The organism is Pseudomonas sp. NFPP24 (assembly GCF_900112095.1).
Taxonomy (GTDB): Bacteria; Pseudomonadota; Gammaproteobacteria; order Pseudomonadales; family Pseudomonadaceae; genus Aquipseudomonas; species Aquipseudomonas extremorientalis.
In genome coordinates this window covers 102,775-114,500 of record NZ_FOKD01000013.1, presented here as the reverse complement: position 1 = coordinate 114,500, position 11,726 = coordinate 102,775, and the positions used below count along the sequence as shown (strand labels likewise).

Below are 11,726 nucleotides of genomic sequence, written 5' to 3'. Positions count from 1 at the left end.
TGTGACCTGCTGGACATTGGCAAAAGAAAGGGGCCTTGTTGCCAAGGCCCCGTTGGATCAGAAGCGCACGCCGCTGCCGCAAACGCTGCAGCCTTGGCCTACAGAGAGGCTGTTGCTGCCTTGGTTGCCGGCGCCGGATTGCAGGTTCACACCTACGTTGCCGGAGTTACGGTTAACCGAGTTGTCGAGGCTCGAGTTGTTGGAGACATACTGAGGTTTGCCGCCATAGCCATAGCCGTGGCTGGTAGCCGCCGTGTTGAGGTAGTTGTTGGCGAGCGAGTTTTGCTCGGTATTGGCGGCCGCTGCGATGTTTTTGCCATCAGCTGTGGTGATCGCCAGGTTGTTTTTGCCTTGGTTGCCTTGACCGGCTTGACCGTTGTAACCCACGTTGCCGGAGTTGCCGTTGATGCCGTTATCCACGGAGGCGTTGTTTTGAGTGCCCTTGTTGATGAAGTTGTTCAGCGCACTGTTTTGGTTGACATCGACTACCGCGAAAACGGTAGCAAAGTCGCCCTTGGCGCTGGAGATCGCGCCAGAGTTGTCAGCTTGGTTGCCGCTGCCGGATTGAACGTTAACGCCGACGTTACCGCTGTTGCCGTTCACTGAGTTGTCGTTAGACGCGTTATTTTCGGTCTTGGTGTCATCGAACTTGTTGCCGATGCTGTTTTGTACGTCCGTAACCACGGAGGCAACCACACCGGTAGGTTGAGGCGCTGGATGCCAGCCACCACCACCTGCTTGAGCTGCAGCAGCCATGAGTGCAGCGAGCGCGAAAACCATTGGTTTCAGAGCCATTTGAGGTTTCATGGTGTTTCTCCTTGCTTCTGATTAGTTGGTTAAGTGTTGGTACGGTCTAGCTAGTGCTACCAAGCCGTTACTTGATAGTGATGCCCAGGGTGTTAGCCACTCGGTTCCCCACCCCGGCACTCTGGTTCACCTGAATCACTCCTCGGCTGCCGGTGAAGGCCTGGTCGCTTGTCACGACCTGGCGGCTGCCAGTGGTGGGGGTGAGCCCTGAGTCGGTTGCCAGCGTCGTCGTGTTCTGTTGCAACAGGACGCTGTCGTCGATGGCTTGCGGGTCAGAATTGACGCTGATCCGCACGGCATTGACTGATTGGTTATTGGCCCCGGCGGACTGGTTGACGCCCAACATGCCGTTGCCATTGGTAAAAGAAGTGCCCTCGATCGCCGCCTTGGCGTTCAGGGAAGGGTCGACCTTGCCGTCCATCCTCTGGGTATTGCCGGTGGTGGCCTGGCCGCCCAGCGTGACGGCGCGGTTGTTTGCCGTTTGCTGCTGGTTGCCCGCCGCCTGGTTGATCATCAGGTTGCCGGTGTAGTCCTTGCCGCTGTTGTTGATCACGGCGGTGTTGTCGGCCATGGCCACGGCGCTGCCCAGCAGGGCCAGAATGAACAGGGCGCGTTTCATGGTTTGCCACCCAGCATGCCGCCCAGGTTGTTCAAGGGCGCCATGCCGCGCTGAATCGAATCGCTGATCTGCCCGCCCATGCTGCCGCTGCCGCCCGAGCGGCTGGCTGCTGCGCCGGCACCCAGCGTGGACATACCGTTTTGCGTGGCACTCAAACCGGTGAGGTTGCTGTTGGGCTGGAGGGCGCGGGTAATGCCCAGGCCGCTGCTGACGCTACCGAAGTCACGGTCGCTCAGCTCGCCCGACAGGGCGCTGTTGATTTCTCGGCTGGGATTGGCGTTGGCGGTCTGGGGATAAGGGTCAGGACCAAAGGAGGAACGGCCATACATGTGGCCCTGTACGTTGCGGCCCGTCACGATCACGCCGTCACCTGCCAGGGCTGGAAGACTGATACTGGCGCTGAGTACACAGCTGGCCAGCAGTACGTTCATCGAACCTTGAGTGAATGTGATCACGGCGGCATCCCTTATTCTCAACGCTGACCCTAAACAACGTTGTCAGGGAAAGAGCAGAAGCCGTGCCGCTTTTGATTTATTACGGTTTTTCAAAGGCTTGCAATAACTGCAAGGCAAAATGATAGCCGTGCTGTATCAGCCGTGAGACAACCGCCCTGAAAGCCCCGGCTATCCAGCCACTGCACAACCGCTTCACCCCGTTGTATCAGCGCTGTAACACCGAACATGACGAAACGCTGAATCCGCTGCGCACGGGCGATCCAGGGAAGAGGTGTGTAAAAAAAATGGACAGTTCAGGCGTAACGATGCCTGAGGCAGGACGCAACAGGGCTCAGCTTTTGGGGGCTTTACGCGGAATGGCATTGAGGACGGGATTGCCGTCCTGGTTCTGGGTCAGGTAGACCGGCAGCACCTTGGGCAGGGAGGGCACGAGGTTGTTGACCTCGTTGATGTTGTAGATACCGCCGATGCGAATCGTGCCGGTGTTGGCGTCGGCCAGCATCACCGGTTTGCTGAGATAACGGTTGATCAGCGGCAATGCATCGGCCAGGGCCAGGTTGTCGAGGATCAGCTTGCCCTGGCGCCACGCCAGGGCCGAGTCATTGGGGCTGATTGCACGCACGCTCGGTGTGGCATCGCCCTGTTGATAGCTGGCCTGCATACCGGGGGTGAGGGGGACGCTGCCGTGCACCTGGTCGCTGCTGACCTGCACCGAGCCTTCCAGTAGCATCACCCGCACCTGGTCTTCATATTTCCAGACGTTGAACTGAGTGCCCGTGACGCGCACCTGGCCTGTGCCGGCGTGCACGATGAAAGGATGGGTACTGTCATGGCTGACCTTGAAAAACGCTTCGCCCTTGTTCAGCGTGACGCGGCGCTGGTCCTTGTAGTTGCTGTAGACCAGTTCGGTGCCCAGGTTGAGTTCCACCTGGCTGCCGTCGCCCAGGGTGACCTGGCGCAAGCCGTTGGCAGCCTCGAAGCGTTCATAGGAACTCGGCAGCCAGCCCGCTTCCCAGCCAGTGAAGGCGGCGAGGGGCAGGGCGGCCAGGCAGATGGCCGCTGCCACGGCATAGGTGCGCACCCGGCTGCGGGGTTTGGAGGGCACCGTTACCGGCGGGATGTCGCTGCGCGGCAGGTGGTCGGCGACGTCCCAGATCTCCAGCATCGCGGCGTATTCAAAGGCGTGCAGGGGGTGCGAATCATGCCATTGGGCAAAGGCCTGACGTTCGCCGGGCGTGCAATCGCTTGCATGCAGGCGCATGCACCAATGCGCGGCGGCGTCGGTGATGGCGTCATATTCGGCTTCTGAAAGGGACTTTTCGCTCATTTACTCATCCTGATTTCCCACATTCTAACCTCCCAAGGTGGACGGCGAGAACAGCCGTCATGGCGATTGCACATCAATTGGAACTTATTCTCGTTTGTTGCTACCTAAAAAAATATTCAGGACATTCCCACAATGGAGTACGACGATGCTGAAGAGAACCTTAGTCACCCTGTGTGCAACCACCGCCTTGCTCAGTGCAGGCGCTGCCCTGGCGGACAAGCCGGGCGCAGGCTGGATTACCATTGAAAAAGCCATCGAAGTGGCCAAGACCAAGGCCGGCTACATCGAGGTCTATTCGGCAGAAGCCGACAACGACGGCTATTGGGAAGTCAAAGGCCGCAAGTCCGATGGCACCGTGTATGAAGCCCGTATCGACGGCGCATCAGGCAACGTTCTGCGTGACCAGAAAGACTGATACATCCTCCAGGGGCCTGTTCAGGCCCCTGGCTCCAAGCGCCTTCCCAGATGTGTAATCAGAAAGGTCACCGAGTCGGCATTTGCCAGGATGATGTCCATTCGAAGGTCCGCATTGCTCATGAATGTCTGCCGCGCCTCATCCAATGTCCTGGCGCCCGTGAGGTGCAGTACCCTGTCGCGCAGTTTGGTGGAGCCGGTCTTGCCGAAGTCTTCCCAGCGTTGTTCTAGTGCATCCCAGCTCTTGAACAGCATCGTTGCCGGCGTGAGCGCGGAGAGGGCAGTGCTTTGCAAAGTGGACAGGCTCGTGTGCTTGCGCAAGCCCTCGGCCGTACCGCGATGGATCAGGTCCACGAACGGGCGGATGGTGTCCATGTAGGCAATGTCTTCGGTGTTCGACGCCAAGTGACTGATCTCATGGATAAGGGTAGCAGCCCGTGCATGATCCTCGAGATCGAACGGTGCAGTGAGGTGCTCGCGGTATTGATCCATGCCGGTATTGAAAAAGCGATCCAGCAGATAGATTTTCCGCTCTGCATCCTCAGGAATCACAAAAGCGATTTCGTCGTCGATGGGCCAGCGTGAAGTGCCGGTGACAAATCGATTGGAGTCCAGGGTGAGTAGATCCTGCCGGGTCATCTCCTCCATGACTTCCATGACCCGGTTGCGGATTTTCTCCACTTGCCCGGGGTTGAAATTCAGCAGGCCGAACATCTCGCTCAAGAAGCGACCGACAGTGGATTCGGTAAGGCGCTGCAGTGCAAACTCCGCAAGGTTGCGCTGGCAGGTATTGGTGTAATACAGCGCAACGTTGAGTGCGCGGTCGATAGACAGCCCTTTGTCACGATCAAGCCCGCGAATGGCCGGCATGCCGACAGCCTCGATATTGATGGCGTCGCGTTCTGATAGATGGGTGCTGACCCGGTCCCTGATACGGGACACGGTTGGCCCGAAGCGCGGCTCGCGCATGGACAGATCGAACACCCACTGACCCTGTGCGTTGCGTTCGACAAAGGGCCCCAGTTCCCGAGCAAGGCTGACTCGCCATTGTGTGCCGCTGCGGGCGACCGGGTAGACTCGGCCGGCCACGGGCACATAGGTGCGGCTGTTGATCGGCTGGATGTACACGTGGTTCTGGCGGTCGAGTGACAAATCGGTCAATGCCACCGTGACGTCTTCGAACCGCCGTAACCGAGTGCGCAATGGGTCTGTGATGTCCAGGGTTTCTACGGTGGTGGCAGGCACCGGGCCTTCCCAGGTCGTGGGTGGCTGCGTGTCAGTCTCAGCCGCGGTCACACCGTCGAGCTCTTTGCGCAGCGACGCCATTGAAGCCACGCCTTGGATAAACAGGCGCAGACCGGCGCCAAAGTGCTGCTCTTGCAAATTCTCGGCGGAGGCTTCAAACAGCCTGAAGCTACGCCAGACCACCAGCGGAAACTTGAGTTTGCCCGCAATGAATTGCAGTGCCATGGGAATGCCTTTACGTACAAGGCTGGTTACGCCCTCCCACAAATGCTTGCCCTCTTTGGTGAATTGGTTGGAAAGCATGTTGATCAACTGGAGGGCATTGTCATGAAACAGCAGTCGCAGCAGGTTGCCTCTGATCGGATTCGAAGCCAGGCTGATGTTTTCTTTTTCTTTTTCTTTTTCTTTTTCTTTTTCCTGCGAGGTCGACGCTTCGAACAGATTGCGCCATGTTGCCTGTTCGGGATCCCCCAACTGGCTGATGATCCAGGCCTGAAGTGGGCCTGGGCGGCTGATGTCATCCAGCAATTTTTCTTCGTCGCCGTATTCCTTCAAAACGCTCAACGGGGCATAGGGTGCATAGAGCACCAATGGACCGCTTGTTCCGGCCCTCGCGCCTATCACATAAACGCCAGGCACCCTGGCCGGAGTCGCCCCGCGGGTGGCAATCAGTTCCAGCGGACGGATCATTGCGGTGGCGCCGCTGACAGCTTCCCGGGCAACGGCATCTGGCATATCGAAAATCTGTTGGATAAAACCCCACGCCGTCGTGCTCAGGCGTTCCGCCAGCTTTTCCTCGTGGGCATGCAGCAGTACTTGCCACGGAAGCTGCTGACAGAATAGCTCGCGGCGTTTGCGCGCATCCTCGGTGTCAGCTGTCAGGTGGGTGGTCAACAGGTCGCGGTAGATTTTCCCGATGTCCAATTGGCGTACCAATTGGACGATCGCTTCGCCATTCAATGCGGCGGGCAAGGGTGTTGTGCCGCGTGCGTGCGGTGTGAGGTTATCGGGCTGCAGGTCGGGCAAATGGCGCAGGGCAAACTCAGTCAGGCTTTGGGTGTGCCCATTGAGTGCCAAGCGTGCCGGGATCAGAATGTCGTCCGGGGACAATGCCTGGTGTGGGAAGCGCGCGTTGAGCAGGGCGGTCAATGTTTCAGCGACCTGTTCCTCCAGAAGCGGCAGGCTATGAAGGTAATCTTGGTTATCCGGGGCGCTGAGACGATATTGCTCGAGCAGTTCGGCATGCAGCAACTGATCCTTTGGCGACGCCATGCCCAGCCAGGCAGGCAGGCCTTGCTGTTGGATCATGGCATTGGCAATGGCTTTCGCCCTGCCGATATTTGACGGTGCCACACGGCCCATCTCGGCATCCAGGCAGTCCTGCAACTGGATCGGTTCCAGAGGCATGGCGAGCCAGTAGTCGAGGGTATCCAGATGATGCACCAGGTGGCTCTTTTGGCGGTTGAGTAAAAAATGCTCGTCGATACGCTGCAATGGGCCCAGTCGGTATCGCTGGTGCGGGGAGCGCAGGCTGATGGGCAAGTTCTGCAGCAGGGCGGTGCGTCGGCCAGGGTGTTCCAGGCGCTGTTGAAGCCGGTTGCGCAGGCTGGTCAGCGAGTCGAAGGCTTCATGGCCGCGCTGCGGCGTCCACAGCACGACTGCACCGGAGAGGCGCGGGTCCAGTCCGCCCCGTTCCGTCAGCACAAAACAGTTGGCCAGGGGGTGAACCGGCTTGTCACCGTTGATGCTGACCGTGACCTCGAAAACATCCGGCAAGAAACCGTGCAATCCATGGCGTTTATCGCGGGTCATGCTGTCGCGACGCAAGACCGTATCCAGCATCGCGTAAGGGGTTTGGCCCAAGGTGTTGTTGAGCCGCCGTAGCTCTGCCTCACTGCGCAGGCCGTGGAGGAGGCTTGCGATCATTTGATCACCATGGTTTTTCATGAATCGCCCGGGCAACGAACGTACGTCGCGTTTGACGAAGTAGGCGGTGGTCTGCGTGATCACTGCATTGAAAATATGGCTGTTGAGGTTGTTCAAGCTCAAGGCTGCGCCGTCGCGCCGCGCGCCGTAAAAACCGATGCGCGGTGAGCTGCCTATATTCGCGGCGGCGTTGGCCAGGCGCTTGATGAAGTGCTCGACCATGTTGACCGATGACTGCGGCAGTCGCTCTTCCCTGTCCTGCGCCTCGCTGGGGTAGGTATTGACGTAGACGTCGCTGGCATCCAGGCCCAGATGGCGCTTATTCATTTCCTCATTGAGGGCTTTGGTGGCCAGGCTACGCACCGTCGGGTGAGTGGCCCGTGCGGCCAGCAAGGCGTTTTCATCGGTCTGCAGTGCTTGGAGTTGCAGTTTGGCGCGTTCTGCCTGCACGGTGGATGGCCGGCCGTTTCCGCTGCTGACGGGGTGCATGCTCCAGCGTCCGCTGGCGTCGAGGTCCAGCAGGCGGCTGTCGAGCATCTGGCGGATGTCCAGGGAGCAATCGAGCAAAGCGGCCAGGTCCACGGTGCCCTCGCTGCGGCGGAATTGCGTCAGTGCATGCTCCAGGTTGCTCAGTTGCTTGTCTTGAATGTCTGTGAGCATCCCACCGAACACACTGCCCTGTGTCGCCCGCCCGCTAACCTGTACGCCACGCATGGCGAGGTAAATGCTGCGCTCCTCCAGGGAGAGGAAGTTCAACAATTCGTCTTGATGCCCGGCGGCCTTGAGCATGCTCAACAGCGTGTCGTTCAGGTCGTCGACATCCTTGAGCACCTGCAGCCCGCGTGATTGGGTGTACAGGTAGGCGTGCTCGTCACTGATCAACAATGTGGCGGCAAGCTCCACGTGATGTTGATAGGGCGCATGGATGCTGATTTTTTCGATGCGCAAGCCTTTTTGCCACGCGTTGCGCTCAGCCTCGTCGGGGAGGAAGACGGCGAGCAGTCGGTAGGCGTTGTCTGAGGACAAAATGTCGCTTTGTGACTGGCGCTTGAGCAGCATGTCCAGGCGGAACTTGTCGCTCATGATTTGAGTAAACAAATCCAGGCGTGACATGTTCTGGCTGATGGGGGCATTCCACCAGGTTTGCAGCAGGGCGCTCAGCAGCTTGGAGAAGATTGCGCTGGCTTGCTGAACCAGGCTTTCCCAGCGTTGCAGGTCTTGTTGATGCTGGGCCGCGCTGAACCGGCTGGTGTCATGCCTGGGGTTGACGAAAGTGCGTGTGCGCTGCGCCGGCCAATCGTGCCTGGCGTAGTACTGCAGCAAGGTTTCAGCCAGGGTGGCCGAAGCCACCCAGTGGGAGGTGCTCCCGGGAATGTCCGGGGTTGATGAGACGAAACTGTTGACCCGCGTGTCTTTGAGCTTGAGCCCTTGAAAGTGTGGGCTCGCTGCCCCGACAAGGTCGAGGACCGCTTCCAGCAGGTCGGGCAGCGTCGGCAGGGTTTGCAGTTCTTTCAACGCCCACTGCAGATCCTGGGTCTGGTTGGCGCGCAGGGTGTTTTGCTGGTCTTCGAATACCGCGTGTTCAACCGTGGCGGTGCTGAGCGTGAAGGGGCTGCCGGGGTTGAACTGGTTGCGCCATTCAATAGGTACAAACCTGATTAAATCAAGGTATGAGGTTGGATCTTTGAGTCGCCGGGTTATCTCATCCAGGCAGTCCTTGCGCTGATTGAATACCTCGATACCGGCATAGGGGGTGTAGAGCGCAGTCTTTTTCTCTTCGGGGCTCGAACTCATCATGAACGCACCGGCGAGCGCGACTGCACGCTTGCCGCGCCTTTTCAACATCAGGGTTTCTACGGTCATCGGCGCGTCACGATTATAGCGCCCGACATGGGTGGCGCCGTACACCGTACTCAGCCAATTGACATCCTTGAGTGTCAAACCCAGCGCCCGCTCTCGGTCGGTTGGGTGTTTTCTCGAAACCGGACGCAGGTACTCATCAAAAAAATACGGGGGATCTACATGGGCCATGAGCTGCTCTCTGTAAGGGCCTGGGGATGGCAACGATGATGAGCAGCACGTTAGGGGCAAAGGGTTCGATGACTGCGGTACATAACTGATCGGAGACGGCCATGCCGATAAAGTCGATTGACAGCAGGCCGTCGGCGCGTTGTTTAATCATGGTCTTTCGTCTTGTTGCGCCTTCCAATCATAAAATCGGAGCTTCAGATGTCTACGCCGTCCAACGTCGTTGAGGGTTCCCGCGTCACGGTCGCTTTCGCTGAACTGGTCGCGCTGTTGCAAGAGGTGTTCGTACGGCACGGTACGTCCCTTGAAGTCGCGGCGATCCTCGCCCACAACTGTGCCAGTGCTGAACGCGATGGCGCCCACAGCCACGGCATTTTCCGTATTCCCGGCTACATCAGCACCCTGGCCAGTGGCTGGGTAAATGGCAAGGCCGTGCCCCAGGTGACCGATGTCGCCTCAGGGTTTGTGCGCGTGGACGCCGCCAACGGCTTTGCCCAGCCGGCGCTCGAAGCCGCACGTGCGCTGCTGGTGGAGAAAGCCCGCAGTGCCGGCATTGCCCTGCTGGCGATCCATAACTCCCACCACTTCGCCGCCCTGTGGCCGGATGTCGAGCCGTTCGCCGAAGAAGGCCTGGTGGCCCTTAGCGTGGTCAACAGCATGACCTGCGTGGTGCCCCATGGCGCCGACCGCCCGTTGTTCGGCACCAACCCCATCGCCTTTGCCGCGCCTCGCGCCGATGGCTTGCCGATTGTGTTCGACCTGGCCACCAGCGCCATCGCCCACGGTGATGTTCAGATCGCTGCGCGCAAAGGCGAGCGCCTGCCGCCGGGCATGGGCGTCGACAGCCTGGGCCAGCCGACCCAGGACCCCAAGGCGATCCTCGAGGGCGGCGCACTCCTGCCGTTTGGCGGGCACAAAGGGTCGGCGTTATCGATGATGGTCGAACTGCTGGCAGCAGCGTTGACCGGCGGCAATTTCTCGTTCGAGTTCAATTGGGCCGATCATCCGGGGGCGCGCACACCCTGGACCGGCCAACTGTTGATCGTGATCGACCCGAGCAAGACCGCCGGGCAAGCGTTTGCCGAGCGCAGCCAGGAGCTGGTGCGGCAGATGCATGCGGTAGGGTTGCGGCGTTTACCGGGGGATCGGCGCCATCGCACACGGGCGAAGTCGCAGGAGCAGGGGATCGAAGTCGATCGCAAAGAGTTGGAGCACTTGCGGGAAATCGCGCAAGGTTGAACAGGGCTGCGCCGCTGGCGCAGCCCCTGTAGCCGCTTAGTTGCGACGACCGAGCAGCAGGCCGACCACCAGGCCAAACCCTGCGGAAATCGCCACGGTCTGCCATGGGTGACCACCGATGTAGGTTTCGGTGGCATCCACCACCGGCTTGCTGCGCTCGCGCACATTGGACACCGAGTCCAGGGCTTGCTTGAGCTTGATGGCGACCTGCTCGCGCAGGGTTTCGCCTTCTTCGCCTACCAGGGAAGCGCTGCTCTTGAGCAGTTTGTCCGATTCTTCGATCAGCGCGGTGAGTTCGCTGAAGGCTTGGTCCTTGATTTGGTCTTCGACGGCTTGGGCAGCGGTTTTGCGGGCCATTGTGTGACTCCTTGCGAGTGAATGTGGCAGTGAACAATGGAGTATTGGCCAGCGGCAAAAGTTGCAGTTTTTTTGCCGCTGCCTGTTCTTGAGCAAAATCCGAATCAGGAAATTTCGACCTACAGTGTAAGATGTCGCCTATTTGTGCAGCAGGTAATTCAACATGAGCTTCAATCTCGCCAACAAGACCCTCGCCGAACGCGCCGAGCTGGAAGATGAAAAGTCCCGCCTCTATGACCTGTGGCAGACCAACCTGGGCAAGGCCAAGGGCGAAGCTGCACGCTTGTTCGGTGAGCGCGCCAAGCGCAAGGGCAAGTGGGCCGAATGGGTTCGCGCAGAGCTTGACGGCATGTCGCCGCCGGAGTTTTCCAACATGGTGCGCAGCGAAGTCAACAAGCTGATGGCGGCCAACAAGTAAAGCCCGCCACGATGGCTTCACGCACTTTCAACAACAGCGGATCCAGCTGCGCCTGGGTGCGCCAGCCCAGCTCCACCGGGTAGCGCGGCAGTGCCAGCGGGCAGGGCAATACGCGCAGGCCGGTCATCTCGGCAATGGCCTGGGCCGCATGCCCTGGAATGGTCGCCACGGCTTGGCTGCCCTTGAGCAAAAAGGGCAGTGCGGCAAAGTGGCTGGTCGACGCGCACACCTGGCGGCTCAGGCCCTGCGCCGCCAGGCCTTCATCGGTGATGCCGATAAACCCGCCTGACGACACCAAAATGTGCTCACGCGTGACAAACTCGTCCAGGCTGATGTGTGCCTGGTCCGAATCCACCAGGCAACGATAATCACCTTCCCCCAACACCTGGCGGCTCAGCCTGCCCTGGGCAAAACCGCCGGCGGTGATTGCCAGGTCAAGGGTGCGGTCGAGCAGGGCGCCGGCGACGATCTGGCTGTGGGTCTGACGGAAAATCACCCGCAGTTTGGGCGCACGTTGTGCAATCGCTTCGATCAATCGGCGGCCGTAGGCCACCTCGAAATCATCGGATAACCCAAGCACCACTGAGCGGCCCTGATACTGCTGGTTATCCGGGTTGACCATTGCCAGGCTCTGCCGACAGCGGTCCAACGCCTCACTGATCACCGGTTTCAACTGGTTGGCTCGCAACGTCGGCGCCAGGCCGCGCCCGGTACGCACGAACAATTGATCCCCGTACACCTCGCGCAAGCGCCGCAACCCCGCGCTGATCGCCGATTGCGTGACGCCCAGGCGCAAGGCTGCGCGACTGGCACTGGACTCGTCGTGCAACGCTTCGAAGGTTTTCAGCAGGTTGAGATCGACCTGGTCGATATTTGTTTGGCTCATATCAT

The 11,726-nt window shown here is 59.6% G+C and carries 10 protein-coding genes; 3 read left to right on the top strand and 7 right to left on the bottom strand.

The window, feature by feature from the left end; translation table 11 throughout:
• Positions 1-57 precede the first annotated feature (57 nt).
• The 4 genes from BM026_RS24330 to BM026_RS24315 form a co-directional block, all read right to left on the bottom strand.
• The gene (locus BM026_RS24330; RefSeq protein WP_071496019.1) at positions 58-807 is read right to left on the bottom strand and encodes a hypothetical protein; all 750 of its coding nucleotides are present in this window, start codon (positions 805-807) and stop codon (positions 58-60) included.
• Positions 808-874: 67 nt separating this feature from the next.
• A complete protein-coding gene (locus BM026_RS24325; RefSeq protein WP_093514507.1) occupies positions 875-1,426 on the bottom strand; it encodes an adhesin in 552 nt (183 codons plus the stop codon).
• On the bottom strand, positions 1,423-1,857 hold the full coding sequence (locus BM026_RS24320; protein ID WP_092248973.1) for a hypothetical protein: 435 nt from the start codon (positions 1,855-1,857) through the stop codon (positions 1,423-1,425). Before BM026_RS24320 ends, BM026_RS24325 begins: the two co-directional genes overlap by 4 nt.
• Before the next feature lie 355 nt (positions 1,858-2,212).
• Complete coding sequence (locus BM026_RS24315; protein WP_093530390.1) at positions 2,213-3,208, bottom strand: FecR family protein; 996 nt, start codon at positions 3,206-3,208, stop codon at positions 2,213-2,215.
• A 145-nt stretch (positions 3,209-3,353) separates the two neighbouring features.
• Here BM026_RS24315 and BM026_RS24310 point away from each other — a divergent pair, with 145 nt between their 5' ends.
• Positions 3,354-3,623, top strand: a complete 270-nt coding sequence (locus BM026_RS24310; protein ID WP_093530388.1) for a PepSY domain-containing protein — start codon at positions 3,354-3,356, stop codon at positions 3,621-3,623.
• A 20-nt stretch (positions 3,624-3,643) separates the two neighbouring features.
• Here BM026_RS24310 and BM026_RS24305 read toward each other — a convergent pair whose 3' ends face one another.
• Positions 3,644-8,734 (bottom strand): dermonecrotic toxin domain-containing protein, encoded by a 5,091-nt coding sequence (locus BM026_RS24305; RefSeq protein WP_371914419.1) that lies wholly within the window; start codon positions 8,732-8,734, stop codon positions 3,644-3,646.
• A gap of 288 nt (positions 8,735-9,022) precedes the next feature.
• Between BM026_RS24305 and BM026_RS24300 the strand changes: the two genes are divergently transcribed.
• Positions 9,023-10,060 (top strand): Ldh family oxidoreductase, encoded by a 1,038-nt coding sequence (locus BM026_RS24300; protein ID WP_071490636.1) that lies wholly within the window; start codon positions 9,023-9,025, stop codon positions 10,058-10,060.
• A gap of 36 nt (positions 10,061-10,096) precedes the next feature.
• On the opposite strand, the gene BM026_RS24295 is transcribed toward BM026_RS24300, so the two are convergent.
• Positions 10,097-10,417 carry an ElaB/YgaM/YqjD family protein gene (locus BM026_RS24295; protein ID WP_016979401.1) on the bottom strand — a complete coding sequence of 107 codons (321 nt, stop codon included), beginning with the start codon at positions 10,415-10,417 and terminating at the stop codon, positions 10,097-10,099.
• A 163-nt stretch (positions 10,418-10,580) separates the two neighbouring features.
• On the opposite strand from BM026_RS24295, the gene BM026_RS24290 reads away from it, so the two are divergent.
• Positions 10,581-10,835, top strand: a complete 255-nt coding sequence (locus BM026_RS24290) for a hypothetical protein (RefSeq protein ID WP_058424873.1) — start codon at positions 10,581-10,583, stop codon at positions 10,833-10,835.
• Here BM026_RS24290 and BM026_RS24285 read toward each other — a convergent pair.
• Positions 10,807-11,721 carry a LysR family transcriptional regulator gene (locus BM026_RS24285; protein WP_092248988.1) on the bottom strand — a complete coding sequence of 305 codons (915 nt, stop codon included), beginning with the start codon at positions 11,719-11,721 and terminating at the stop codon, positions 10,807-10,809. The two genes, BM026_RS24290 and BM026_RS24285, sit on opposite strands and share 29 nt — an antisense overlap.
• Positions 11,722-11,726 lie beyond the last annotated feature (5 nt).